This is a genomic window from Amycolatopsis solani (genome assembly GCF_033441515.1).
GTDB lineage: Bacteria > Actinomycetota > Actinomycetes > Mycobacteriales > Pseudonocardiaceae > Amycolatopsis > Amycolatopsis solani.
The window spans coordinates 1,138,929-1,163,660 of record NZ_JAWQJT010000001.1; the positions used below are offsets into that span (position 1 = coordinate 1,138,929).

The 24,732-nt window shown below is 70.2% G+C and carries 27 protein-coding genes and 1 tRNA gene; 15 read left to right on the plus strand and 13 right to left on the minus strand.

The annotated features are described in order from the left end of the window. The first annotated feature begins 111 nt into the window (after nucleotides 1–111). Both SD460_RS05785 and SD460_RS05790 read left to right on the plus strand, forming a co-directional pair. A complete protein-coding gene (locus tag SD460_RS05785) occupies nucleotides 112–486 on the plus strand; it encodes an FKBP-type peptidyl-prolyl cis-trans isomerase (RefSeq protein WP_290060048.1) in 375 nt (124 codons plus the stop codon). A gap of 109 nt (nucleotides 487–595) precedes the next feature. After that, nucleotides 596–1,327, plus strand: coding sequence for a trypsin-like serine protease (locus SD460_RS05790; RefSeq protein WP_290063255.1), 732 nt, complete (start codon nucleotides 596–598; stop codon nucleotides 1,325–1,327). Nucleotides 1,328–1,491: 164 nt separating this feature from the next. Here the strand turns inward: SD460_RS05790 and SD460_RS05795 are convergent. Continuing rightward, a tRNA-Leu gene (locus SD460_RS05795) sits at nucleotides 1,492–1,574 on the minus strand. 130 nt (nucleotides 1,575–1,704) lie between these two features. Between SD460_RS05795 and SD460_RS05800 the strand changes: the two genes are divergently transcribed. The 7 genes from SD460_RS05800 (at nucleotide 1,705) to pknB (ending at nucleotide 11,145) form a co-directional block, all read left to right on the plus strand. After that, nucleotides 1,705–2,940, plus strand: a complete 1,236-nt coding sequence (locus SD460_RS05800; RefSeq protein WP_290052049.1) for an FHA domain-containing protein — start codon at nucleotides 1,705–1,707, stop codon at nucleotides 2,938–2,940. Between the two features lie 100 nt (nucleotides 2,941–3,040). Beyond that, nucleotides 3,041–3,502, plus strand: a complete 462-nt coding sequence (locus SD460_RS05805; protein ID WP_003079002.1) for an FHA domain-containing protein FhaB/FipA — start codon at nucleotides 3,041–3,043, stop codon at nucleotides 3,500–3,502. Next, nucleotides 3,499–4,896, plus strand: a complete 1,398-nt coding sequence (locus SD460_RS05810; protein WP_290052056.1) for a PP2C family protein-serine/threonine phosphatase — start codon at nucleotides 3,499–3,501, stop codon at nucleotides 4,894–4,896. Before SD460_RS05805 ends, SD460_RS05810 begins: the two co-directional genes overlap by 4 nt. Next, nucleotides 4,896–6,383 carry an FtsW/RodA/SpoVE family cell cycle protein gene (locus SD460_RS05815; RefSeq protein ID WP_290052058.1) on the plus strand — a complete coding sequence of 496 codons (1,488 nt, stop codon included), beginning with the start codon at nucleotides 4,896–4,898 and terminating at the stop codon, nucleotides 6,381–6,383. The genes SD460_RS05810 and SD460_RS05815 overlap by 1 nt, the downstream gene beginning before the upstream one ends. Continuing rightward, complete coding sequence (locus SD460_RS05820) at nucleotides 6,380–7,849, plus strand: peptidoglycan D,D-transpeptidase FtsI family protein (RefSeq protein WP_290052059.1); 1,470 nt, start codon at nucleotides 6,380–6,382, stop codon at nucleotides 7,847–7,849. The genes SD460_RS05815 and SD460_RS05820 overlap by 4 nt, the downstream gene beginning before the upstream one ends. 3 nt (nucleotides 7,850–7,852) lie before the next feature. Next, a complete protein-coding gene (locus SD460_RS05825; protein WP_290052060.1) occupies nucleotides 7,853–9,178 on the plus strand; it encodes a serine/threonine-protein kinase in 1,326 nt (441 codons plus the stop codon). Beyond that, nucleotides 9,175–11,145: a Stk1 family PASTA domain-containing Ser/Thr kinase gene (gene pknB, locus SD460_RS05830; protein WP_290052061.1), complete on the plus strand. Its 1,971-nt coding sequence runs from the start codon at nucleotides 9,175–9,177 to the stop codon at nucleotides 11,143–11,145. Before SD460_RS05825 ends, pknB begins: the two co-directional genes overlap by 4 nt. A 53-nt stretch (nucleotides 11,146–11,198) precedes the next feature. Here the strand turns inward: pknB and SD460_RS05835 are convergent, their stop codons facing one another. The 5 genes from SD460_RS05835 to SD460_RS05855 all read right to left on the minus strand — a co-directional run bounded on the left by SD460_RS05835 (nucleotide 11,199) and on the right by SD460_RS05855 (nucleotide 14,082). Then, nucleotides 11,199–11,516, minus strand: coding sequence for an effector-associated constant component EACC1 (locus SD460_RS05835; protein WP_290052064.1), 318 nt, complete (start codon nucleotides 11,514–11,516; stop codon nucleotides 11,199–11,201). Between the two features lie 100 nt (nucleotides 11,517–11,616). Beyond that, nucleotides 11,617–12,258 (minus strand): hypothetical protein, encoded by a 642-nt coding sequence (locus SD460_RS05840; RefSeq protein ID WP_290052065.1) that lies wholly within the window; start codon nucleotides 12,256–12,258, stop codon nucleotides 11,617–11,619. Then, nucleotides 12,246–13,037, minus strand: coding sequence for an ABC transporter ATP-binding protein (locus tag SD460_RS05845; RefSeq protein ID WP_290052066.1), 792 nt, complete (start codon nucleotides 13,035–13,037; stop codon nucleotides 12,246–12,248). The genes SD460_RS05840 and SD460_RS05845 overlap by 13 nt, the downstream gene beginning before the upstream one ends. Next, complete coding sequence (locus tag SD460_RS05850; protein WP_290052069.1) at nucleotides 13,034–13,678, minus strand: aminodeoxychorismate/anthranilate synthase component II; 645 nt, start codon at nucleotides 13,676–13,678, stop codon at nucleotides 13,034–13,036. The genes SD460_RS05845 and SD460_RS05850 overlap by 4 nt, the downstream gene beginning before the upstream one ends. 41 nt (nucleotides 13,679–13,719) lie before the next feature. Then, complete coding sequence (locus SD460_RS05855) at nucleotides 13,720–14,082, minus strand: hypothetical protein (protein ID WP_290052071.1); 363 nt, start codon at nucleotides 14,080–14,082, stop codon at nucleotides 13,720–13,722. A gap of 202 nt (nucleotides 14,083–14,284) precedes the next feature. On the opposite strand from SD460_RS05855, the gene SD460_RS05860 reads away from it, so the two are divergent. After that, nucleotides 14,285–15,604: an FAD-dependent oxidoreductase gene (locus tag SD460_RS05860; protein WP_290052090.1), complete on the plus strand. Its 1,320-nt coding sequence runs from the start codon at nucleotides 14,285–14,287 to the stop codon at nucleotides 15,602–15,604. Here the strand turns inward: SD460_RS05860 and SD460_RS05865 are convergent. Beyond that, a complete protein-coding gene (locus SD460_RS05865; protein WP_290052073.1) occupies nucleotides 15,601–16,260 on the minus strand; it encodes a response regulator in 660 nt (219 codons plus the stop codon). The two genes, SD460_RS05860 and SD460_RS05865, sit on opposite strands and share 4 nt — an antisense overlap. After that, nucleotides 16,200–18,020 carry a sensor histidine kinase gene (locus SD460_RS05870; RefSeq protein ID WP_290052076.1) on the minus strand — a complete coding sequence of 607 codons (1,821 nt, stop codon included), beginning with the start codon at nucleotides 18,018–18,020 and terminating at the stop codon, nucleotides 16,200–16,202. Before SD460_RS05870 ends, SD460_RS05865 begins: the two co-directional genes overlap by 61 nt. Nucleotides 18,021–18,189: 169 nt before the next feature. Between SD460_RS05870 and SD460_RS05875 the strand changes: the two genes are divergently transcribed. The 3 genes from SD460_RS05875 to SD460_RS05885 all read left to right on the plus strand — a co-directional run bounded on the left by SD460_RS05875 (nucleotide 18,190) and on the right by SD460_RS05885 (nucleotide 20,127). Further along, nucleotides 18,190–18,903 (plus strand): ABC transporter ATP-binding protein, encoded by a 714-nt coding sequence (locus SD460_RS05875; RefSeq protein ID WP_290052078.1) that lies wholly within the window; start codon nucleotides 18,190–18,192, stop codon nucleotides 18,901–18,903. Further along, complete coding sequence (locus SD460_RS05880) at nucleotides 18,900–19,634, plus strand: ABC transporter permease (RefSeq protein WP_290052079.1); 735 nt, start codon at nucleotides 18,900–18,902, stop codon at nucleotides 19,632–19,634. The genes SD460_RS05875 and SD460_RS05880 overlap by 4 nt, the downstream gene beginning before the upstream one ends. Nucleotides 19,635–19,734: 100 nt before the next feature. Continuing rightward, complete coding sequence (locus SD460_RS05885; RefSeq protein ID WP_257922765.1) at nucleotides 19,735–20,127, plus strand: SCO5389 family protein; 393 nt, start codon at nucleotides 19,735–19,737, stop codon at nucleotides 20,125–20,127. On the opposite strand, the gene SD460_RS05890 is transcribed toward SD460_RS05885, so the two are convergent. Genes SD460_RS05890 through SD460_RS05905 form a run of 4 tightly spaced genes read right to left on the minus strand, consistent with a single transcriptional unit; the run spans nucleotide 20,096 to nucleotide 22,807 of the window. Continuing rightward, on the minus strand, nucleotides 20,096–21,085 hold the full coding sequence (locus SD460_RS05890; RefSeq protein WP_290052084.1) for an LLM class flavin-dependent oxidoreductase: 990 nt from the start codon (nucleotides 21,083–21,085) through the stop codon (nucleotides 20,096–20,098). The two genes, SD460_RS05885 and SD460_RS05890, sit on opposite strands and share 32 nt — an antisense overlap. Further along, complete coding sequence (locus SD460_RS05895) at nucleotides 21,082–21,609, minus strand: protein-tyrosine phosphatase family protein (protein WP_290052085.1); 528 nt, start codon at nucleotides 21,607–21,609, stop codon at nucleotides 21,082–21,084. Before SD460_RS05895 ends, SD460_RS05890 begins: the two co-directional genes overlap by 4 nt. Next, a complete protein-coding gene (locus SD460_RS05900; protein ID WP_290052087.1) occupies nucleotides 21,582–21,737 on the minus strand; it encodes a hypothetical protein in 156 nt (51 codons plus the stop codon). Before SD460_RS05900 ends, SD460_RS05895 begins: the two co-directional genes overlap by 28 nt. Further along, nucleotides 21,737–22,807 carry a class E sortase gene (locus SD460_RS05905; RefSeq protein ID WP_318306545.1) on the minus strand — a complete coding sequence of 357 codons (1,071 nt, stop codon included), beginning with the start codon at nucleotides 22,805–22,807 and terminating at the stop codon, nucleotides 21,737–21,739. Before SD460_RS05905 ends, SD460_RS05900 begins: the two co-directional genes overlap by 1 nt. A gap of 192 nt (nucleotides 22,808–22,999) precedes the next feature. Between SD460_RS05905 and crgA the strand changes: the two genes are divergently transcribed. Together crgA and SD460_RS05915 are read left to right on the plus strand one after the other, a co-directional pair. Then, nucleotides 23,000–23,266 (plus strand): cell division protein CrgA, encoded by a 267-nt coding sequence (gene crgA, locus SD460_RS05910; protein ID WP_033261030.1) that lies wholly within the window; start codon nucleotides 23,000–23,002, stop codon nucleotides 23,264–23,266. Between the two features lie 112 nt (nucleotides 23,267–23,378). After that, nucleotides 23,379–23,756, plus strand: coding sequence for a PH domain-containing protein (locus SD460_RS05915; RefSeq protein ID WP_318305974.1), 378 nt, complete (start codon nucleotides 23,379–23,381; stop codon nucleotides 23,754–23,756). Here SD460_RS05915 and SD460_RS05920 read toward each other — a convergent pair. Further along, nucleotides 23,753–24,706 carry a rhomboid family intramembrane serine protease gene (locus SD460_RS05920; RefSeq protein WP_290054578.1) on the minus strand — a complete coding sequence of 318 codons (954 nt, stop codon included), beginning with the start codon at nucleotides 24,704–24,706 and terminating at the stop codon, nucleotides 23,753–23,755. The two genes, SD460_RS05915 and SD460_RS05920, sit on opposite strands and share 4 nt — an antisense overlap. Nucleotides 24,707–24,732: the final 26 nt, after the last annotated feature.

Sequence of the window (24,732 nt, forward strand, 5' to 3'; positions counted from 1 at the left end):
CGAAGCGCACGCTACCGAGCAGTAGGACAAGTGTGAAGAGTTTTCGCGTTTTTCCCTCCTTGGGCGTAGGCCGTTCGGCGCAGCCCCTCACGCGTCGGTACGGTGAGGCCCATGACCACGGAAAAGCCCCAAATCGACCGCCCGGACGGACCTGCCCCGGCCGACCTCGAGATCACCGACATCACGGTCGGTGACGGCGCTGAAGCCACGGCGGGCAAGACCGTCACCGTGCACTACGTCGGCGTTTCGCACTCGTCGGGCGAGCAGTTCGACGCTTCGTGGGACCGCGGCGAGCCGCTGCGCTTCGGCCTCGGCGCCGGCCAGGTCATCTCGGGCTGGGACCAGGGCGTCGCGGGCATGAAGATCGGCGGGCGCCGCAAGCTCGTCATCCCGCCGCACCTGGCCTACGGCGACCGCGGCGCGGGCGGCGTGATCAAGCCCGGCGAGACCCTGATCTTCGTCGTCGACCTGGTCGGCGTGAACTAGTCGCTTCCCGCCGGGCGTCACCCCCGGGTGACGCCCGGCCAGGGAATACCCCGCACGCGGCGGCGGCAATAACCTCGAACGTCGACCACCCGCTCGACGAAGGGGAAGAATGCGCCTGCGCGCCCTGCTCGCCGCCGCTCTGCTGACCATCACCACCGCGCCGACGGCCTGGGCCGTCGCCCACGGCTCCGACGTCCCACCGGGGCAGTTCGGGTTCGTCGCGAAGCTCTCGATGACGAAGATCCCGCGCCCCGACGGCTCCACGTACGCCAGCTACTGCACGGGCGCCCTGATCGCGCCCGGCTGGGTGCTGACGACCGGCCACTGCTTCCACGACGCCCACCGCGACCGCGTCTCGGGCAAGGTCCCGTACCCGACGACGGTGACGCTGGGCCTGGTCGACGAAACGACCGAATCGGGCGTGGCCCGCAAGGCGACCGAGGTCCTCCAGGCGAAGGAGAACGACGTCGCGCTGATCCGCCTGGACACCCCGGTGACGACGGTGACCCCGCTGACGGTGAGCCGCACGGCCCCGAAGATCGGCCAGCAGCTCACCCTGGCCGGCTGGGGCAGCCTGACGGCCACCAACCCGGCCCCGGCCCAGCGCCTGCAGCAGGGCACGGTCGCGGTGGCGAAGGTCGACCCGACGACCCTGGGCGTCCGCGGCGCGGCCCCGGAGATCACAACGAGCGCGTGCACGTACGACTCGGGAGCCCCGTACTTCACGGACGGCCGCCTGGTCTCACTGGAGGCGACGGGCCCGGGCTGCCCCCACGCAGGCATCGAAACAACAAGCCGAGCCGACGTCCTGGCGGACTGGATCACCACCCACACGGCGTAACTTCGCCAAGGGCGAACACCCGAGCACCCCGTGACATTCCCCACCGGCCACCCCGAAAGGCGACGCACCGCACCGTGGGGGGTCCGGGGGGCTCGGCCCCCCGGGAGAGACAGGGCCAACGGGAAAGGGGCCGGTCGCGCTAGCGACCGGCCCCTTTAACAGCGTGGGCGAGGAGGGAGTTGAACCCTCACGTCCTTTCGGACACACGGACCTGAACCGTGCGCGTCTGCCATTCCGCCACTCGCCCGAGTGCTTCTCTGTGACAGCGAGGAGAAGACTAGCAGGTCGTTTGAACAGGTTTCACCGGGGGCCGTGTAGAGGCTCGCTCACCCGGATAGGATCGATGCGGAAGCACAAGCGTGAGGAGGTTTTCCCCGGTGGGCCGCGCCGAGAGATTCGACAGGCGACTCGAGAACCTGGTGGGGAACACTTTCGCGCGCATGTTCGGTGGCAACGTCGTCACGCAGGAAGTGGCGATCGCCCTGGAGCGGGAGAGTGAGGAGAACGTTCGTGAGCTGGCAGGCGGTCGGCAGCTCGCCCCGAATCACTACATCGTGTCCTTGGGGACGGCTGACCACGAGCGCATGGCCGGTGACGAGCAGCGGGTCACCCAGGTGCTGGCCAAGGCGGTGGCGGAACACCTCGCCGCCGAGGGCCTGGACACCTATGGTGACGTCGTCGTATCACTCGAGCGCAACGAGGCGCTGCATACTGGACAGTTCAAGACCCGTTCGTCCGTCGATCCCGACGCCCGCCCCTCAGGCGCCGGTTCACCGCGGTCGGCACGACCCAGCAACGCAGGAGACCCAGCAATGAGCCAGCCCCCCGGCTACGGCCAATACGACCAGGGTGACCCGTACGGCCAGCAGGGCCAGTACGGCTACGGACAGCAGGGTGGCCAGCAGCCCGGGTACGACCAGGGTTACGGCCAGCAGCAGGGTGGTTACGACCAGGGTGGTTACCAGCAACCCCAGCAGGGCGGCGGCTACGACCAGGGCGGCTACCAGCAGGGCGGTTACGACCAGGGTGGCTACGCCCAGCCCCAGCAGGGCGGCGGCTACGACCAGGGCGGCTACCAGCAGGGTGGCTACGACCAGGGTGGCTACGCCCAGCCCCAGCAGGGCGGCGGCTACGACCAGGGCGGCTACCAGCAAGGCGGCTACGACCAGTACGGCGGTCAGCAGCAGGCCGGGTACGACCAGTACGGCGGCCAGCAGCAGGCGGGCTACGACCAGTACGGCCAGCAGCAGGCGTACGGCCAGCCGGCCGGCGACCCGTACGCGCAGCAGCAGGGCGGCTACGCCCCGCCCGCCGCGGGGCGTCAGCTCGCGGCGAGCCTGCAGCTGGACGACGGCTCGAACCGCACGTACTCGCTGAAGCAGGGCGGGAACGTCGTGGGCCGCGGCCAGGACGCGGACTTCCGCCTCCCGGACACCGGTGTCTCCCGCCGGCACCTGGAGATCACCTGGGACGGTCAGAGCGCGACGCTCGCCGACATCGGTTCGACCAACGGCACGACCGTGAACGGGACGCCGGTGCAGACCTGGCAGCTCGCGGATGGCGACGTCATCCGGGTGGGGCATTCGTCCCTCGTGTTCCGTACACAGGGCTGACTCGGGGCACGGAATACTGTTCCCGCAGAATTGACGTGCGGGGGGACCGCGGCGTACCCGCGTCGCGGCTGCACGGACGAGTCGGGAGCGGACACACCAAGTGCCAGAGCTGGTCGTACAACTCACCAGGGTGGGCTTCCTCGTGCTGCTCTGGCTCTTCGTGTTCGCCGCGCTCAGAGTCGTCCGCTCGGACCTCTACGCGGCGTCGGGCATGCGCGTCCAGGTGCCGACCTTCGGGCGCAAGAAAGAGAAGAAGCCGCGCAACAGCAAGTCCCCGCAGCAGCTGCTGGTCACCCACGGCGCACTGGCGGGGACGCGCATCGCGCTGGACGGGCGGCCGATCCTGATCGGCCGTGCCGACGACTCCACGCTGGTGCTCGACGACGACTACGCGTCGACCCGGCACGCCCGGATCGCCCAGCGCGGTGAGGACTGGTACGTGGAAGATCTGGGCTCGACGAACGGGACGTATCTCGACCGGGCTAAGGTCACTGCACCCCTCCGGGTCCCGCTCGGAGTCCCCATCCGGATCGGCAAGACGGTGATCGAGCTTCGCCCATGACTCTCGTCCTCCGCTACGCAGCCCGCAGCGACCGGGGCCTGGTGCGTTCGAGCAACCAGGACTCCGTGTACGCCGGCCCTCGCCTGCTCGCGCTCGCCGACGGTATGGGTGGCCACGCGGCGGGTGAGGTGGCCAGCAAGGTCGTCATCGCCTCGCTCGCGCCGCTCGACGACGACGAACCCCGCGACGACCTGCTCGCCCAACTGCGGGAAGCGGTGGCCAACGGCAACGCCGCCATCGCCGAACTCGTCTCGCAGGACCCCGATCTCGACGGCATGGGCACCACGCTCACCGCGGTGCTGTTCGCGGGCACCCGGCTGGGGCTGGTGCACGTCGGCGACTCGCGGGCCTACCTGCTCCGGAGCGGTCAGTTCGCGCAGATCACGCGCGACGACAGCTTCGTCAACGAACTCCTCGAACAGGGCCGCATCACGCCGGAAGAGGCGGCGGTGCACCCGCAGCGGTCGCTGCTGCTCAAGGCGCTCACCGGGCACGAGGTCGAGCCGAGCCTGACCGTGCGCGAGGCCCGCGCCGGCGACCGGTACCTGATCTGCTCGGACGGCCTGTCCGGCATGGTCAGCGACGAGACGCTGACCGAGGCCGTGCAGATCCCGGACCCGCAGCAGTGCGCGGACCGGATGATCGAGCTGGCGCTCAAGGGCGGCGGTACCGACAACGTCACCGTGATCATCGCCGACGTGGTCGACGTCGACTTCGGCGAGGACGCGCCCATCGTGGGCGGCGCCGCCGGGGACGGCAGCGACGAGCTGCACCAGGGCGACTCGCCCGCGGCGCGGGCCAGGGCGCTGACCCAGCCGCCACCGCAGCAGCGCCCGGAACTGCCGCAGCCGAGCGAAGACCCGAAAGCCAAGCGCCGGAAGCGGTTCCGCTGGCTGGCCGGGGCGCTGGTCGTCCTCGTCGTGCTCGCCGCGGCCGCCATCGCCACCCGGTACTTCGTGCTGAGTCAGTACTATGTCGGCGAAGGTGCGGACGAGGAAGTCGTCATCTACCGCGGCGTCCCCGGCAGCATCCTCGGGATCGACCTGCACACCTACGAGCAGGGCTCCTGCCCGCCCAACCAGGTGTGCACGGACAAGCTGCGCGTCAACCAGCTCCAGGAGGACGCGCGGCTCGCCGTGCAGAACGGCGTCAAGAAGGACAGCCTCGACGACGCCCGGAAGTACATCGACGACTTCCTGCAGTTGCACAAGCGCCTGAACAACTGCGCGCCGACGGGCGGTCAGACCCCGTCGACGCCGACCAACCCGGTCACACCGACGACCACCCCGTCGGTCCCGGCCGGTTCCACGGCTCCATCGTCGGCGAACCAGCCAGCGGGGAGGGACTGCTCGACGCCGAGTTCGACGGCACCGACGACGGGAGGCGGTAACTGATGGGCCAGCCCGTCGCGCGTTCCGCCGAACCGCTCGCCGCGCAGTTCCAGACGAACCCGCCGCGCGAGGTCCCGACCCGCCGCAACACCGAGCTCGTGCTGCTGGGGTTCGCCGCGGTCATCGTCACGATCGCACTGGTGCTGGTGGAAGCGAACCAGGAGCAGGAACTCACGGCGTCGATCCTCTGGCTCGGGCTGGCTTACCTCGGCGTGCTGACCGCCGCCCACCTCGCCGTCCGCAAGTGGGCGCCGTACGCGGACCCGGTGCTGCTCCCCTGCGTCGCGCTGCTGAACGGCATCGGGCTGGTGATGATCCACCGGATCGACCTGGCGCTGGCCGAGCGGGCCGTGCAGAACGGCAAGGACTACACGCCGGCCGTCACCGCGCAGGTGCTGTTCACGGTGATCTCGCTGGTGTTCTTCGTCGTCGTGCTGATCGTGGTCAACGACCACCGCACGCTGACCCGCTACGGCTACACCGCGGGCCTGGTCGGGATCGTCGCGCTGGCGTTGCCCGCGCTGCTGCCGTCGAGCCTGTCCGAGGTCAACGGCGCCAAGGTGTGGCTGAAGCTGCCGTTCTTCTCGATCCAGCCGGGCGAGTTCGCGAAGATCCTGCTGATGATCTTCTTCGCGTCGTTCCTGGTGTCGAAGCGGGACCTGTTCATGGTGGCGGGCAAGAAGCTCGTCGGCGTCGAGCTGCCGCGCGCCCGCGACCTCGGCCCGATCCTCATCGCCGCGTTCGTCTGCATCGGCATCCTGGTGTTCGAGAAGGACCTCGGCACGTCGCTGCTGTTCTTCAGCGTCATCCTGGTGATGCTCTACGTCGCGACCGAGCGGGTCATCTGGGTCGTCCTCGGGCTCAGCTTCTTCGCCGTCGGCTGCATCATCGCCTACAACCTCTTCACGCACGTCCAGCAGCGCGTGGCGAACTGGCTCGACCCGCTGGCCACCTACGACCAGGCGGGCGGCGGTTACCAGCTCGCCCAAGGCCTGTTCGGGCTCGGCACCGGCGGCGTCGGCGGCACCGGCCTCGGCGCCGGACGGCCGGACATGGTGCCCGAAGCGGCCACCGACTTCATCACCGCGGCGATCGGCGAGGAGCTCGGCTTCATCGGCCTGGCCGCCGTCCTGATGCTGTACTTGCTGGTCGCGATGCGCGGCATGCGCAGCGCGCTCGCGGTGCGCGACACGTTCGGCAAGCTGCTCGGCGGCGGGCTCGCGTTCACCATGGTCATGCAGATCTTCGTCGTCGTCGGCGGGGTCACGAAACTCATCCCGGAGACCGGTATCACCGCGCCGTTCCTGTCCAAGGGCGGCTCGTCGCTGCTCGCGAACTACATCCTGGTCGCGCTGCTGCTCCGGATCTCCGACGCCGCCCGCAAGCCGGCCGCGCGCCCGAAGCCGCAGCAGCAGCCGCAGGCGCCGATCGCGGAAGCGCACACCGTGCTCGTGCAGCGCCCGCCGGCGGACGGGGGCGCGCAGGCATGAACACCCCGCTCCGCAAGGTCGGCATGGCGATGCTCGTGATGGTCGTCCTGCTGCTGGCCAACGCCACCTACATCCAGGTGGTGAAGGCCGACGACTACCGCACCGACTCGCGCAACGCCCGCGTGCTCTACGACGAGTTCGCCCGCCAGCGCGGCAAGATCGTGTCGCAGGCCAACGGCGAGGTGCTGGCCAGCGTCGACCCGTCCAACGACAAGTACAAGTACATCCGGACCTACGCCGACGGCCCGATGTACGCGCCGGTCACCGGCTACTACTCGATCAACTACGGCGCCGGCGGGCTCGAGCGCTCCGAGGACGACGTCCTCAACGGCTCCGACCCGCGGCTGTTCGTGCGGCGGCTCTCGGACATGGTCACCGGCCGGGACCCCAGCGGCGGCAACGTCCGGCTGACCATCGACCCGGCCGTGCAGAAGGCCGCGTACGACCTGATGACGCAGAAGGGCTACACCGGCGCCGTCGTCGCGCTGGAGCCCAAGACCGGCCGGATCCTGGCGATGGTCTCGACGCCGTCGTACGACCCGAACCAGCTGGCTTCGCACACGTCGAAGGCGCAGACCGACGCCTGGAACGCGAACAACAAGGACCCGAAGAAGCCCATGCTGAACCGGGCGATCTCGGAGACCTACCCGCCGGGCTCGACGATGAAGCTCGTCACCGCGGCGGCCGTGCTCGAAGACGGCAAGGGCCCGGACACCCCGATCGACCCGGCGCCGAACACGAAGCTCCCGGGCACCAGCATCACGCTGGAGAACTACGCCGGCGGCGCGTGCCCCGGCACCACGTTCAAGGACGCGCTCGCGCACTCCTGCAACGTGCCGTTCGCGCAGTTCGCGGGCGCGCTCGGCGCGGACAAGATGAAGAAGACGGCGGCGAACTTCGGCATCGGGCAGACCGACCTGACCGTGCCGATGAAGGTCGCGCCGTCGACCGTCGGCCCGCTCGACTCGCAGGGCGCGCTCTACCAGAGCGGCATCGGCCAGCGCGACGTCCGGCTGACGCCCCTGCAGGACTGCCTGCTCGCGGCCACCGTGGCCAACGGCGGGATGGCGATGAAGCCGCAGCTGGTGCAGTCGGTGCTGGCCCCGGACCTCTCGACCATCGAGGACTACAGCCCCACCGAGCTCACCGGCACGGCGGCACTTTCGTCGTCGAACGCCGCGATCCTCAAGGACATGATGATCGCTTCCGAGGGCTTCACCAAGGGCGGCGGCAAGCGCCCGGACATCCAGATCGCGTCGAAGACCGGCACCGCCGAGCACGGCACGGACTCCAAGAACACCGCACCGCACGCCTGGTACACCGCCTTCGCCCCGGCGAACGACCCGCAGATCGCGGTCGCCGTCATCGTCGAAGACGGTGGCAACCGCGGGCTCGCGGCCACCGGCGGTACGGTCGCGGCGGAAATCGGCCGTGCCGCGATCAACGCCAAGCTCGGGGGTGGATAGCGGATGCTGTCCTCGGGCCAGCTGCTGGCCGAGAGGTACAAGCTGACGAGCCGGATCGCCGTCGGCGGGATGGGCGAGGTCTGGCAGGCCAGCGACACCCGGCTGGACCGGACCGTGGCCGTCAAGATCCTCAAGGCCGAGCTCTCCGGTGACGCCGAGTTCCTCCACCGCTTCCGGACCGAAGCGCGGATGACGGCGTCGCTCAACCACCCCGGCATCGCCGCGGTGCACGACTACGGCGAGACCGTGTTCGACGGCGACCTGTCGATCGCGTACCTCGTGATGGAACTCGTCGACGGCGACCCGCTGGCCGGCTTGCTGGCCAAGCACGGGCGGCTGTCGGCGGAGTTCACCCTCGACATGCTCGAGCAGGCGGGCAACGCGTTGCAGGCCGCGCACGAGCAGGGCCTGGTCCACCGGGACGTCAAGCCGGGCAACATCCTGGTGACGTCGGCCGGCCAGGTGAAGATCACCGACTTCGGGGTGGCGAAGGCCGCGGACGCGGCCCCGGTCACCCGGTCCGGCATGGTCATGGGCACCGCGCACTACATCGCGCCGGAGCAGGCGCTCGGGCACCCGGCGGAGCCGGCGTCCGACGTCTACTCGCTCGCGGTGTGCGGGTACGAATGCCTTGCCGGGCACCGGCCGTTCCTCTCCGAGAACGCCGTCACGGTCGCGATGATGCACATCCGCGACATCGCGCCGCCGCTGCCACCGGACGTGCCGCCCGCGGCGCGCGCGGTGATCGAGGCGACGCTCGTCAAGGATCCGCGGCAGCGCTACAACAACGGCGGCGAGTTCGCGGCCGCCGTCGCCGCGGTCCGCGCCGGGCAACCGCTGCCGACGCCGTCCGGTCTGGTCAACGCCGCCTACGCGACCGGGCAGCAACCGCAGCAACAGCCGCCGCCGCAACAGGTTCCGCACCAGCCGGTCCCGCCGCAGCAGCAGCACATGCCCGTCGGCCCGCCGTCACCGGCGGTGAACCCCATGGTCGTCATCGGCCCGCCGTCCCGCCCCGCGGTGCGGCCGGTCATGATGCCGGTCGCGAAGAAGAAGTCCCAGTGGGGCTGGTGGGCGCTCCTCGCGGCGATCCTGCTCGTTGTCCTGGTGGCGGGAATCGTGCTGATCGCGAAGATGATCGGCAGCTCCGGCTCGCCACCGCACACCGGCCAGACGACGACGAACCAGGTGGTCCCGGGCAGACAGCCGCCCGCGGAAGAGCCGCCCGCTACGAGTGTCCTACCGGCGGAGTCTCCCGGCACGACCGACGATGGCCAGCAAGGCATCATGACCACACCTTGGACGGAATGGAACGGCACCCAGAGATGAGCACACCCAGACTGCTCTCCAACCGGTACGAGCTGGGCGAAACGCTCGGCTACGGAGGCATGTCCGAGGTCCATCACGGCCACGACGTGCGCCTGGGCCGCGAAGTCGCGATCAAGATCCTCCGTGCCGATCTCGCCAGGGACCCGCAGTTCCTGGAGCGCTTCCGCCGTGAAGCGCAGAACGCCGCCGCGCTGAACCACCCGGCGATCGTCGCGGTCTACGACACGGGCGAAGCCAACGCCGAGTTCGGGCCGCTGCCGTACATCGTCATGGAGTACGTCGAAGGCCGGACGCTGCGCGACATCGTCAAGACCGAAGGCCCGATGTCGCAGAAGCGGGCCATGGAGGTCATGGCCGACGTCTGCGCGGCGCTGGACTTCTCCCACCGCCACGGCATCGTGCACCGCGACGTCAAGCCGGCCAACGTGATGATCACGAAGAACGGCGCGGTCAAGGTGATGGACTTCGGCATCGCGCGCGCGATGCACGACGGCCAGTCCGCCATGACCCAGACCGCCGCGGTGATCGGCACAGCGCAGTACCTGTCGCCGGAGCAGGCGCGCGGCGAGTCCGTCGACGCCCGGTCCGACGTCTACGCCGCCGGCTGCGTGCTCTACGAACTCATCACCGGGGAGCCGCCGTTCACCGGCGACTCCCCGGTCGCGGTCGCGTACCAGCACGTCCGTGAAGACCCGAGCCCGCCGTCGTCGGTGAACCCGGCGGTGGCGCCGGAGCTCGACGCGGTCGTGCTGAAGGCACTGGCCAAGGGCCCGGCGAACCGCTACCAGTCGGCGGCGGAGATGCGGTCGGACCTGGTGCGCACGCTCTCTGGCCAGCGACCGGCGGCGCCGATGGTGATGTCCGAGGACGAGCGCACGCAGGTCATGAACTCCGACCGGCGGCAGCCGCAGCGCTACGAGGAGTACACCGAGCCGGACGACGAGGACCCGAAGGCCAAGCGCCGCCGCCGGACGATCCTCGCCGCGCTGGCCGCGTTGTTCGTGCTCGGCGCGGTGCTGCTCATCATGTGGCTGTCGGGCTCGTTCAAGAGCAACGACAACGCCACGGTGGCGATCCCGGACGTGCTGCACCAGCGGGTGCCGCAGGCCAAGGAAACCCTGATGGGCAAGGGCTTCAAGACCTTCGACACGAAGAACATCACCTGCGGCGTGCAGCCGACCGACGGCAGCCCGTCCTGCACCCAGGACGACATCAACAACGTCATCAAGATCGACCCGGGGGTCGGGGTCCAGGTCGCGACCTCCACGAAGATCACGCTGTACGTCGGTGTCGCGCCCGGTAAGGCCAGCGTGCCGGAGCTCAAGGGCAAGACCCGCGACCAGGCCGAGAAGGCGCTGACCGACGCGAAGCTGACGCTGAACACGGACGTCCAGGAAGTCGAGGTCGACGACCCGAACCAGGCCGGCCTGGTGCAGAGCCAGACGCCGCCGGCGTCGTCGGAGGTCGACGAGGGCACCAGCGTGCAGATCACGGTCGCGAAGTCCAAGGAGCTCAAGTCGGTCCAGGACTTCACCGGCAAGCCGTACTCGCAGGCCGACTCCTCGCTGCGCGCGCTGGGCTTCAAGACCAAGAAGGTCGAGCAGGCTTCGGACTCGGTGCCGAAGGACAGCGTCATCACGCAGAACCCGAACGGCGGTTCGCTGGCCGTGGGTTCGACGATCACGCTGACCGTCTCGACCGGTCCGGAGAACAGTGACCAGATCCAGATGCCGACGCTGGTGGGGATGACCACCGACCAGGCGGAGGAAAAGCTGCGGAGCATGGGCTGGACCGGGAAGCTGAACGAGAAGGCCGACCGGAACAGCAACGCGCCGGAAGGCACGATCACCGGCCAGAGCCAGCAGCCGGGCACGCAGATCAGCAAGGACGCGAACATCACGGTCAACGTGTCGGAAGGCAACGGGATTCCGAGCTTCACGTTCACCCCGCCGACGAGCACTCGTTAGCGAAGCCGAAAAAGGCCCCGCACGGTTCGCCGTGCGGGGCCTTTTTTCGTTCTTCAGCCTTTATCGAGGAATCCCCGGACAGCGCCGAGCACCTGTTCGGCGTCGCTCGCCGGGCCGCAGTCGAGTTCGAGTTCCTCGGCCGCGCCCGAGCGTTTGACCTTCAGGGAGACGCGGGCTTCGCGGCAGCGCCGCAGCCACGCGAAGAGGGAGCTGCAGAAGACGGCGGCGGAGTTGCTCGTCACGCCGACCACGACGGCGTCGAACAGCTGGACGCGGCCGCGGAGTTCGTCTTCGCCGCGCAGCCAGGCGGCGAGCTCCGGAAGCTCGCCGTCGGAGTTTGGCACGGTGATCGCGACGATCCCAGCCGTCACCCGTTCTCCCTTCACCCAGAATCGGAGAGGCCACGAACCTTAGTCGGCGACGTGGTCCGACAGGAAGCCCGGTTCGGAAATTGAATTCTGCAAGTTGCAATCAAGAGCGTCGGCGAACCAGCGCCGAGACACCGAAGTAGCTGACCGCCAGCAGCACCACCGACGTCCCGAGCGCGAGCGCCAGCGGGCCGGCGACCGGTTCCTCGTCGGTCAGGGCGTGCAGCAGTGGGTGGACCAGCGGGATCTTCGCCAGCAGCACGACGACGAGCGTGACGACGGCGGCGAGCACCGTCCAGCCGATCCGGTGCACCAGCAGCCGCGAGCACGGGAGGGCGATCGCGATGCCCAGCAGCGCGCACGCGAAGTGGGCCAGCAGCCCGATGCCCAGCGCCGAGGGCTGGACCTTCGACGACTTGAGCGCCGACCACACCTCGGTGATCACCGTGAGGACCAGCGAGCAGGCCAGCACCGCGAGGATCGCGCCGGTGACCAGCCGCCGCCACTGGCGCGCGTGGCTGAGGGTCACCAGCCGCTGGACCGGGTCTTCGATGTCGAGCAGGGCGATCGTCAGCCAGCACGACACGACGAGCAGGCCGCCGGCGCTCACGCCGAACAGCGGTAGCGGCGGCGAATTCGGGTCGGAGTAGAGGATCACGCACAGCGCGAGGTAGGCCAGCAGCGCGGGCAGGTACCGCTGCGAATGGCCGAGCAGCACGAAGTAGTAGCGGGTCACGGCGAGCACGGCGCCACCTCGCGCACCGACCAGCCGTCCTTCAACGCCCGCAGCAGCACCGCGTCCACCGCGGCGACCTCGACCGTGAGCACCACCTGGGCCCCTTCGACGACCGCGTGCCGCACGCCGGGCTCGCCGTCCCAGCCGGTGCCGCCGCCACGCAGGACGATCCGGGTGGTCGGCTCCGCGCTTTCCGCCGTCAGCCTGCCGTCTTCGATGAGGTGCACGACGTCGGCGTGGTCGTGCACGACCTGCGGGCGGTGGTCGGTGAACACGACGCTCGCCCCGCGCGCCCGCGTCTCGGCGACGAGCTCGCCGAGGATCGCGTGCGTGCCGACGTCGAGCCCGGACCACGGCTCGTCGAGGATCAGCAGGTCGGGGCGCACCATGACGGCCTGGGCGAGCCCGACCTTCTGCGCGTTGCCCTTGGACAGCGTGCGCAGCGGCGCGGCCGGGCCGCCGACGAGCGCCAGCCGGTCCAGCAGCGGGTCGATCATCGAGAGGTCGGTGAGCCCGTGGATGCGCGCCATGTGCCGCAGGTACGCCCGCGCGCCCATGCGCTGGCCGGCCGGGAAGCGGTCCGGCAGGTAGCCGATCCGCGGGGTGCCGGTCACCACGCCGGTGGTCGGCTGCGAGACGCCGGCCATGATCCGCAGCAGCGTCGACTTGCCGGAGCCGTTGCCGCCGAGGACGCCGAGGACGTGCCCGGGCTGGACGGTCAGCTCGACGTCGCGGAGGACGAAGTCACCACGCCCGTACCGCTTGCCGACCCCCGCGAGCCGGATCACGCAACGGCGGCCTTCTGGAGCGCCTTGGTCGCGCGCTCGAGCTCGTCCACCCGGGCCGGGTCGACGGGGTGACCGGCGGCGGCCAGCCAGTTCGCCAGCATCCGGTGGCCACCCTCGGTGAGCACGGACTCCGGGTGGAACTGGACGCCTTCCAGCGGCAGCTCGCGGTGGCGCATGCCCATCACGATGCCGGACTCGGTGCGCCCGGTGACCTCGAAGACGTCTTCGTTGATGGTCTCGGGCAGCACGGTCAAGGAGTGGTACCGGGTGGCCGTGAACTCCTCCGGCAGGTCCTCGAGGATGCCGGCGCCGGTGTGACGCACCTGACTCGTCTTGCCGTGCAGCAGCTCGGGCGCGCGGTCGACGGTCGCGCCGTAGACGACGCCGAGCGCCTGGTGACCGAGGCAGACACCGAGCATCGGCGTACTCGTCTCAGCGCACTTGCGGATGACGTCCATGCTCTGACCAGCGCGTTCGGGCGTCCCGGGGCCGGGCGAGACCAGCACGGCGTCGAATTCGGGCACGCGGTCGAGGTCCACGACGTCGTTGCGCCAGACCGTGCAGTCGGCACCGAGCTGGGCCAGGTACTGGACCAGGTTGTAGACGAAGCTGTCGTAGTTGTCGACGACGAGGACGCGCATGGCACCGAGCTTACCGGCTCCCCGGGACACCCCTCCACGCGTCAGATTCCGCCGAGCGAAAACGCCTGAAACCCGAGATTGGGGTTTTCGGTCTGCGGATTCACGATCTTGTTGATCCCGGTGCAGTTGCCGTTCGACCAGAACCGGGCCGGGTAATCGCTGCCATTCCCGGCGGACTCGCCGACTCCCGCGCCCTTCTCGGCGAAGGAGAGGCAATCGCCGGACACGATCGGCGTCCAGGCGTCGGCGCCGCGGGTGAAGTTGATGCCGCGGTACCAGCAAACGATGTTCGACCCGCAGTGCGGCGTCGTCTGCGTGGCCGCGGCGGCGACCCCAGGACCCACCACTCCCGCGGCCACGGCGAAAACGAAGAAGACACGAATGAGACGTCGAAAAATAAGCATTACCACACCACTTTCGACTCGTCGAAAGGAGGCGCTCCTCCCCTGTTTCGAAGCTAACAAGAGTCGATCATGACCTCAACACCCGATCGGGCAAGCTTCGCCCGCCACTCCCATCAGGTGGACCGTACGCCAAATCACATTTTAAGTTAGGTGACCCTAACTTACGGTGGAGGGTGTGAGCCGATCTCTTCGCGTAGCCGTGGTGGGTGCCGGTCCCGCCGGGATCTACGCCGCCGACATCCTCGACAAGTCTGACGCCGAGGTGCAGGTCGACCTGTTCGAGCGCATGCCGGCGCCGTTCGGGTTGATCCGCTACGGCGTCGCGCCCGACCACCCGCGCATCAAGGGCATCGTGACGGCCCTGGAGAAGGTGCTGTCGAAGCCCAACATCCGGCTGCTGGGCAACGTCGACTACGGCACCGACATCAAGCTCGACGAGCTGCGCGAGTTCTACGACGCGGTGATCTTCTCCACCGGCGCGGCCGCCGACCGCGCGCTCGACATCCCGGGCGTCGACCTCGACGGCAGCTACGGCGCCGCCGACTTCGTCTCCTGGTACGACGGGCACCCGGACGTGCCGCGGACCTGGCCGCTCGAGGCCACTTCGGTCGCCGTCCTCGGCGTCGGCAACGTGGCTCTCGACGTCGCGCGCGTCCTGGCGAAGACGGCGGACGAGCTGCTGACCACGGACATCCCGGAGAACGTCTACCAGGGCCTGAAGGCCAGTCCGGTGACCGACGTGCACGTCTTCGGCCGCCGCGGGCCGGCGCAGGCGAAGTTCACGCCGCTGGAGCTGCGGGAGCTCGACCACTCGCCGAACGTCGAGGTCATCGTCTACCCCGAGGACATCGAGTTCGACGAAGGCAGCATCGCGGCGCTGCGGGCGTCCAAGCAGATCGACATGGTCGTGAAGACGCTGCAGGAGTGGGCGATCCGCGAGCCCGGCACCCGGCCGCGGCGGCTTCACCTGCACTTCTTCCACTCGCCGACGGAGATCACCGGCGCGGACGGCCGCGTCACCGGGCTCCGCACGGAACGCACCGAACTGACCGGCGACGGGAACGTGCGCGGCACGGGCGAGTTCCACGATTGGGACGTCCAGGCGGTCTACCGCGCGGTCGGCTACCTGTCGTCGCACCTGCCGGAGGTCCCGTTCGACCACGTGGCCGGCGTCGTCCCCAACCAGGCGGGCCGGGTGCTCGACCTGGACGAGAACCAGCTCCCCGGCGTCTACGTGACGGGCTGGATCAAGCGCGGCCCGATCGGCCTGATCGGCCACACGAAGGGCGACGCGGCGGAGACCGTCGCGAGCCTGCTGGCCGACGCGGACACGTTGACCGAGCCGAAGTACTCGTCGCCGGACGCGATCCTGGACTTCCTGACCACGCGCGGCATCCCCGTCACGACGTGGGACGGCTGGGGCCGCCTGGACGCGCACGAGAAGTCGCTCGGTTCGGCGGCGGGCCGCGAGCGGATCAAGGTGGTCGAGCGCGAAGAGATGACGCGGGTTTCGCGCGGCTAGGCGTCCGCGCCGAGGTAAGCGAGAACGGCCAGCACGCGGCGGTTCGTGTCGTCCGAAGCCGAGATCCCGAGCTTCGCGAAGATGTTCGCCGTGTGCTTGCCGACCGCCCCTTCGCTGAAATGCAGCTTCGACGCGATCGCGGCGTTCGAACAGCCTTCCGCCATCAGGCCGAGCACCTCGCGCTCGCGGGCCGTCAACGCGGCCAGCGGGTCGGAAGCGTTGCCCGCCACCAGTTTCGCGATCACCTCGGGGTCCATCACCGTGCCGCCGGCGGCGACCCGGCGGACCGCGTCGATGAACTGGTCGGCGTTGAACACGCGGTCCTTCAGCAGGTAGCCGATCGCGCCCGTGCCGTCGGCGAGCAACTCGCGCGCGTACAGCTGCTCGACGTGCTGGGACAGCACGAGGATCGGCAGCCCGGGAACTTCGCGCCGGGCGGCCAGCGCGACCTGCAGGCCCTCGTCGGTGTTCGTCGGCGGCATCCGGACGTCCACAATGGACACCTCGGGCCGGTGTTCCCGCAACGCGTCGGCGAGTTCGGGACCGCTGCCCACCGCTGCGACGACGTCGAAACCGTGCGCCGCCAGCAGGTGCGTCAAACCGTCTCGGAGGAGGTACTGGTCCTCGGCGACGACGGTTCTGGGTCGATCTGACACGGGAGCTCCACGGTCGCCCTGGTCGGCCCGCCGATCGGGCTGGTCAGCGTCAACCTACCGTCGAAGGCGCCGAGCCTGCGCTCGATTCCGCGGAGTCCCGAACCCAGCGCCGGGTTCGCGCCGCCCGGGCCTTCGTCCGTGACCACCAGCGTCACCTGGTCCTCGTCGTGGGAAACCTCGATCGACGCCCGTTTCGCGCCGTGCTTCGCCGCGTTGCCGAGCAGCTCGGACACCGTGAAGTACGCGCAGGCCTCCACCGGTTCCTCGAGCCGGCTCGGCAGCGAGCCGGTGACCTGCACCTTGAGCGGGCTGTCCAGCGCCAGCGCGCGCACGGCGTCGAGCAGCCCGCGCTCGGACAGCACCGGCGGGTGGATGCCGCGGATCAGCACCCGCAGTTCGGTGAGCGCCTCCGACGACGCCGTGCGCAGTTCGGCCGCGAGCCGTTTCGCCGCGGCCGGGTCGGTGTCCACCAGCGCTTCGACCGCGCCGAGCTTCATGCCCATCGCGACCAGCCGGGACTGGATGCCGTCGTGCAGGTCGCGCTCGATGCGCCGCAGCTCCGCCGCCTGCGCGACCGTGACGTCGGTGCGCGTCTGCTTGAGCCGTTCGATGCGCCGGGCGAGCCGGGACGACTCGGTCGGCCCCAGCCACACCTTGACGAAGCGGGCCTGCTGGCGGGCGAGCCAGGTGGTCGGGGCCAGGCCGGCGACGATCATCGCCAGCGCCAGCGGGGTCTGCGCGAGCGCGCCCAGGTGCGTCGACACCTCGGGCAGGAAGAGCCAGCGGACCGGGGAGCCGGTGAACAGCCGCCACCCCCACAGCGTCGCCACGCCGACCAGCCCCCAGCCGAGCAACGCGACCGTCGGCAGGGTCAGCGCCAGCGAAACGAGCGGGATCAGACTGCCGCCCGCGAGGTCGCGCCAGGTGGCCCGGTCGTGCAGGATCCATCGCCGGCGGGCGTGCTGCACCGGCCAGTACGGCTCCTCGTACAGCTGCTTGCCGACCTGGTAGAGCCCGTCCGGACGGGGCACCGGCAGCCCGGGCGGTGGCAGGTACGGGCGGGGGATCCGCACGCCGGTCCAGTTCCCGGCTTCGCGGCGCAGCGTGTCGGTGATGGCCCGGCTCCACACCACGACCGGGGCCGCCACCGGCAGCGCGGTGGCGATGACGACGAACTGCCACGCCGAGAACGCGGACTGCACCAGGGAAAGCACGAGGATGCCGATCTGGTGTCCCAGCGACTCGAGGTGCCGCTGCGGCCAGTTCCCCCGGCGTTCGACCACCGGCCGCGGCCCGAGCCACCAGCGCGTCCAGCGACCGTAGCCGCGCAGCACCGACGGCCCGCCGACCAGCACGGCGACCGGCAGCAGCAGCGTGACGAGCGGGTTCACCAGCTGCCACCCGAACTCGCGCTCGGCCGCCGGGTCCTCCAGCGCCCAGGTGAGCCGCCGCTGCCAGCGGATCCAGAACGCGCGCTTGTAGAGCGTGTTGCCGTCGCGGTACCAGCCGTCGCGCTCGCGCACCGGCTCCGGCGGCTCGGGCTGGTACGGCGCCTCGACTTCGACGCCGCACCAGCGCCCGGCGAGCGCACGGGCCGTCGTGGCGCGGCCGCGAGCCCATTCGACCGCGGGACCGAGGAAGAACACCAGCCCGGCGCAGAGCAGCGCGAACGTGATCAGCTCGACCAGCACGTCGAACCAGCTCAGCAGGGACCGCGCGGCGAGGGCCAGCGCCCGGCCGAGAGCCCGCGAGTACGTCATCCCGGCACCTCCTTCCCCCGCGATCCTCGCCGAACCACCCGCGCGGGCGCACTGCCCGAAGCCCCACGGAAGGGGTGGGCCCAGCCCCACCCCCGCTTCAGCAAAACGCTACCTGAGCTGGGGATTCAGCGTCATTCCGAACGCGTCGGCCGGTTCGTAGCTTTGTGCCATGCCCCTCATCGAAGTCACCGATCTCCGCAAGCGCTACGGCACCCGGGTCGCGGTCGACGGCGTTTCCTTCACCGTCGAGCGCGGCGAAATCTTCGGCATCCTCGGCACGAACGGCGCCGGGAAGACCACCACCGTCGAATGCCTCCAGGGCCTGCGCCGGGCCGACGGCGGCACGCTCTCCGTGCTCGGCCTCGACCCGGCGGCCGACCGGGCCGAGCTGACCCGCCGCGTCGGCGTCCAGCTGCAGGAAAGCCAGCTGCCCGCGAAGCTGCGGGTCCGCGAAGCGCTGGAATTGTTCGCCTCCTTCTACCCGGACCCGGCGGACATCGACGTCCTGCTCGACCAGCTCGACCTCCGCGACCACGCCCGCAGCGCGTTCGGGAAGCTCTCCGGCGGCCAGAAGCAGCGCGTGTCCATCGCGCTGGCCCTCGTCGGACGGCCGGAGCTGGCGATCCTCGACGAGCTGACCACCGGGCTCGACCCGCACGCCCGCCGCGACACCTGGCGGCTCGTCGAAGGCGTGCGCGCCACCGGCGTCACGGTCCTGCTCGTCACCCACTTCATGGACGAAGCCGAGCGGCTCTGCGACCGCGTCGCGATCTTCGACGCCGGGCGCGTGGTCGCGACCGGCACCCCGACCGAGCTCCGCGCCGCGGCCGGAGCCTCCACTTTGGACGACGCGTTCGTCTCGCTGACCGGGAGCGCACAGTGAACACCTTCGCCAAGATCACCACCACCGAAACGAAACTCTTCCTCCGCGCGCCCTTCATGGCGGTCGCCGGCGTCCTGCTGCCGCCGGTCCTGCTGCTCGCGATCGGCGCCATCCCCGGTATGACCGAGCCCAGTGACAAGACCGGCGGGTTCCGGTTCATCGACGCGTGGGTGCCGTCGCTGATCGTCGTCAGCCTCGCGATGCTCGCGCTGCAGTCGATCCCCGCCGCCGTCGCCGCCTACCGCGAGCAGGGCGTGCTGCGCCGGCTGGCCACGACACCGGTGCACCCGGCGAACCTGCTGGGCGCGCAGCTGGTCATCCACGTCGTGGTCGCGCTGGCGGGCATCGCGCTGGTGCTGGGGCTGGGCAACGCCGTCTACGACGTCCCGCTGCCGAAGCACCCGCTCTCGTTCGTCCTGACGCTGCTGCTCGGCGTCGTCTCGATGTTCGCGCTGGGCCTGATCGCGGCCGCCGTCGCCCGCACGTCGAAGGCCGCGACCGGCGTGGCGATGGTCGCGTTCCTGCCGACCATGTTCTTCGGCGGCGTGTACCTGCCCCGGCCGCTGCTGCCGGAGGTCGTCCGCCGGATCGGCGACTACGTGCCGCCGGGTTCGCAGCCGCTGCAGGACGCCTGGGTCGGCACCGGCGTGCAGCCGCTGCAGCTGGTCGTGCTCGCCGCCTTCGCGGTGGCCGGGACGGCGTTGGCGGCGAAGCTCTTTCGCTGGGAGTGACCGGACCTTCCGCCATATTGGTGATGATCATCGTTTTCTCTTGTGGCCGGGCCACCCGGCCGGTAGCCAAGAGGGTGGCCCTGCTCAAACTGGAGGTTCGATGTCCCTGGACGTGTCACCCGCGCTGCTGGAGAAGGCCGAGCGCGGGGAGGTCACCGACGCCGAGTTCGTCACCTGCGTCAAGGAATCCCTGCCGTACGCCTGGGAGGTCATCACCGGCGTCATCGCCGACGCCGAGGGCGCGGCGGACGGTTTCGCCGACAACGAGACGCCGCCACCGAGCGAGGCCGCCCGCGGTCAGCTGCTGCGGGCACTGGCCTCGGACGCGATCCGCGGCGGCCTCGAGCGCCACTTCGGCGTCAAGCTGGCCTTCCAGAACTGCCACCGCGTCGCGGTGTTCAAGAACTCCGAGCTGGACGGCGACCGCTACCGCGCGTTCGTTTCGCCGCGTGGCCAGCTGCTCAACCAGAGCCCGGAACTGCGGGACTGCTAGCCCGCAGCGCGGGCAGCACCTCGGTGCCGATCCGCGCGATGTTCGCGTACGTGCCCTCCGGCGTACCCGACGCTTCCACGAGCATCAGCACGTGGGAGACGCCGGTGCGCCGGAGGCTCGTTTCCAGGGTCCGCACGCAGTGGTCCGGGTCCCCCACGGGGTGGATCGCGCAGAGCCGTTCGGTGTACTCCCCCGGATCCCGCGACGGCCCCGGCCGCCCGTCGACCGTGACGTGCGCACCCAGCCCGTCCTTCAGCCACGCGGGCAGCGCCTCCCGGACGACGTCGGCGTCGCCCACCTGGCAGAGCACGGTCGAGACGTGGTCCGCGGGCTTCCCGTAGGCCGCGACGGTTTTGGCTTTCTCCTCGTCGTCCGCGTGCAGGCCGAGCAGCAGCGGCAGGTTTCTGGCCGCCGCCTGGCGCACGGCGTCCGACGTCGGCCCGCCGCAGGCCACGACGACGTCCGCCCGCCGTTCGGGGCTCGGTACGACGGGCACTTCCCGGAAGGCGAAGTGCCGCCCTTCCGCGTGCACCCGGCCGGTGGTGGCCCGCAGGAAGACGTCGAGGGTCTCCTCGAAGCCGGTCTCGTAGCGGTCCAGCCCGGTGCCGAAGACCTCGAGGTCCTGCCAGGGGCCACCGCGCCCGACGCCGAGCCGCAGCCGTCCGCCGGAAACGGCGTCGAGCATCGCCCACTGCTCGGCCAGCGCCACCGGGTGCGTCGTCGACAGGACGCTCACCGCGGTCCCGACCCCGATCCGCGACGTCCGCCCGAGCACGTGGCCGGCCAGCGTGATCGCCGACGGGCAGACGCCGTAGGGCAGGAAGTGGTGCTCGGCGAACCAGACGTCGTCGAAGCCCGCCTCTTCGGCCAGCTCGGCCGCGCGGACGGACCGGCGCAGGACGTCGCCGTCCGACTGGCCGGGGAAGCGGCCGCTGACCAGGAAGACGCCGAACCTCAAGAGTCGAGCTCCGCGAGCAGCCGCGCGGTCGGCAACCCGCTCTCGAGGTACTGCACGAAGAGCTGGTTGTGCAACGCCCGCGGCGAGCGCCGCTGCCGGATCCGCTCGATGGCCGCCGGCACGCCGAGCCCGAGTTCGACGAGCGCCTGCGCGCCGACCAGGCCGGATCGGTTGAGCCCGGTGTGGCAGCGCACGAGCGTCAGGCGGCCGGCGCGAACCGCGTCGGCCGCGAGCCCGGCGAAGCGCTCGACCTCGGCGATCTGCGCCCCGGTCAGCGGCCCGTCCGGGAGCTCGGCGACGTGGTGCTCGATGTCGGGCGGCGGGCCGTGGCCCTCCCGCTGGTACAGGCTCAGCACGAGCTCGAACTCCCGCCGGACGACGACGGGTTCCTCCCCCGCGGCGCCCGTCCGGACGTGTCCGCCCAGCCACAGCCGGGGCCCGATCTCGTTCCACGGGTCTTCCGGCGGCGGGTCGTGGCGGTGCTTCCCCCGCGTCTTCAGTTGACCGCGACCTCGTTGAACCACAGCCGCGGCTCCAGCCACGGGAACACCACGAACATCAGCAGGGCGACCACGCCGAGCACGAGGACCACGGCGATCGACAGCTTCACCGCGAACGGACCGGGGAACTTTCCCCAGAGCCAGGCGTACATCAGGCCTCCCCGATCTTCGAAAGCAGGTCGCCGTAGTCCTTGACCTGGTTCTTCGGCACCTGCTGGGTCAGCACCGAGGTGATGATGAGCCGCTCGCGGGCGGAGAACTGCGGGTGGCAGGTCGTGAGCGTGAGCAGCGCCGCCTGCTGGGCCTTCGGGAGCGTCTCCGCGTCCTTGTACGGAACCGGGTTCACCGCGGTGCCCTGGCTGGGCAGGACGACCTTGCGGCCGAACGTCTCGCTGTACGCGCCGCCGTCTTCGGCGTTCGGGTCGCGCAGCGTCGAGACGCCCTTGCACTTCGGGTCGGCGCCCTTCGTGCCCGCCCAGTTCTCGACCTCGTCGTCGTAGGGCAGCACCTTGTAGATGTAGAAGTCGGTCGAGGTCTCAATAACGATCTGGTCACAAGAGGAGAGGTTGTCCAGGTCGTTGAACGGGGCACCCTTGCCGACGCGGTGGCCGGCCACGGCGAAGTTGCCGGGCTCGCCGGGCAGCGACGTGCCCTTGTAGTGGCCGGGGCCGACTTCCAGCGCGGCCTCGTCGGTGCCTTCCTGGATGGTGAAGTTGTAGTCGACGCCGAACGTCGGGATGTGGATGCGGGCGAACGCCTTGCCGTCGATCAGCTCGGGGTGCAGCGTCCGGTCGTGCGCCCACTCGCCGTCGAGCTGGTCGCTCGCCTCGGACTGCTTGCCCGCCGAGAACAGGTCGGTCACGTAGAGCTCGTAGACCATGAACAGCAGCACGACCAGGCCCAGCGTGATCAGGACCTCGCCGGCGGTCCGGATCGCGACGCCGCCCTTGCCCAGCGGAGGCGGGGCGGGCTTCTCCTTGGTCGCGGCGCCACCCTTGCCGACCGGGGCGAACACCACGGTCTCCTCGCTCGCGCCGGGCGGCGGCGGGCTCGCGTAGCGGCGGGGCGCCGGGGCCGGCGAACGCCGGGGCGGCTGGCCCTGGGGGCCGCGCTGCGGCGGCCGGGGCGGCACTTGGCCGCGCGGGGGTGTGGCGGGGCGACGCGGCGGCATCGGCCGCTGCCCGGGGTGTCTGCGCCGGTCGTCGTCCGGTCCTTCGCGCATCTCCACGCAAGCTCCTCTCAAGCCGCGCCGAACCCTGGGTGACGCCCTTGTCACGGTGCGGGAAAATCCGACCACTCCGGCCGCTGCTTTCCTGCGGTCGTTTACGTTAACGTGTGCACGTGGCGCTGGTTGCGCACCCTCAGCGGGACATCGCCACCAGACGAGCCCGAAGAGCACCGCGAGGAACACACGATGCCCAAGTCCAAGGTCCGCAAGAAGACCGCTTACACCCCGCCTGCCGACCGGCGCACGCCGGTGAAGGTGCGGGCGGCCGGCCCCACCGGCCTGGCCTGGAAGATCCCCATGTTCGGGCTGATGCTCGTCGGCCTGGTGTGGCTGCTGGTGAACTACATCGCCGGCGACAAGATCTCCTGGATGGCCGATCTGGGCAACTGGAACTTCGCCGGCGGGTTCGCGCTGATGATCGCGGGTCTGCTGATGACGATGCGCTGGCGTTGATTATTACGCCGAATGGCGGCTTGACGTCGAATTACACCGGTGTGACTCATCCCCAGTGTGGATAACCCCTGTGGATAACTACCCCACCTCTTGGGCGCCTCGCCAGGCCGTTGTGGTATCGGCCTGGGCGGTCACGGCGTTGCTGCTGGCCGGCGTGGTGACCGACGCTCTCGTCGGCGACCGCGGCGGGCTGGTGCTGTTCGCACTGGCGGCGGCGGCCGTCGGCGCCTTCGCCGCCCACGCCACGCTCGTCCGGCCGCGGCTGGCCGCCGACGCCGAAGGCCTGGTGGCCCGCACGCTGAACGGCACGCACCGGCTGCCGTGGGCGCAGACCCGCACCCGGCTGCGCAGCACGCGCCGGCTGGGCCGCGACGGCGTCACCCTCGAGGTCGAGCACGACGAGCAGTTGTACGTCTTCGGGTGGCTGGACCTCGGCGAGGACCCGCGGGACGTCCTGGACGTCCTCAGCACGCTGCGCGCGCGCAGCTAACCGCAGCTGTAGAGCTGCACCCCGCGGTACTGGACGAACCCGCAGGTCTCGGGCCCGAACTGGCTGCCCTGGTACGCCAGCAGCCCGACGATGGCGAGCACGATGATCCCCAGCCCGATCGCCTGCCAGCGCACCTGGTTCGTCTCCGGCGCGTAGAGCAGGGCGACCGTGACCAGCGCCCCGGTCACCAGGCCGCCGACGTGCGCGTAGATCGAGATGCCCGGGATGCCGAAGGTGATGAAGGCGTTCAGGGCGAGGGTGATGATCAGCCCGGTCGGGTTCAGCCGGAGCTTGAGCACGATCACCGCGTAGGCGCCCATCAGGCCGAACAGCGCACCGGACGCGCCGGCGGTCGACTTCTGCGGGTCGTCGAACAGCAGCACGGCCGCGGAGGCGCCGAGCATGGCGATGAAGTAGAGCGCCAGGTAGCGGCCCCGGCCGCAGACCTGCTCCAGCGACCGGCCCATCATCCACAGCGAGAACATGTTCACCGCGACGTGGATCGGGCCGTAGTGGAGGAAACCACTGGTGAAGACCCGCCACCACTCGCCGTGGCCGAGGGTCGCGTCACCGTAGAGCTTGCCGTACTGGAACAGCGACGAGAAGTCGTTGTCGTTGAGGCTCTGGGCCTGGAAGACCGTGAAGAGGAAGACCAGGACGTTCACCGCGAGGATGACCTGGGTGACGAGCACGGACTGCGAGAGGCGCGCGCCGAAGACCGTCCGCTGGCCGAAGCCGGCTTCCTGGTAGTCGCGGTGCTGGCGGCGCTGCTGCTGGCCCCCGGCGTGCACGCAGTCGGTGCACTGGAAGCCGACGGGGGCTTCGCGGAGGCAATCCGGGCACGCCGGACGCCCGCACCGGGAACAGCTCAGTCCGGTCGGGCGGTTCGGGTGCCACCAGCACCCGGGGAGCGCGGCTTGTTCGGCGGCGGGGTTCGGCGGTTGGTTCACGATGGCACCAACCTACCGAAACCTCG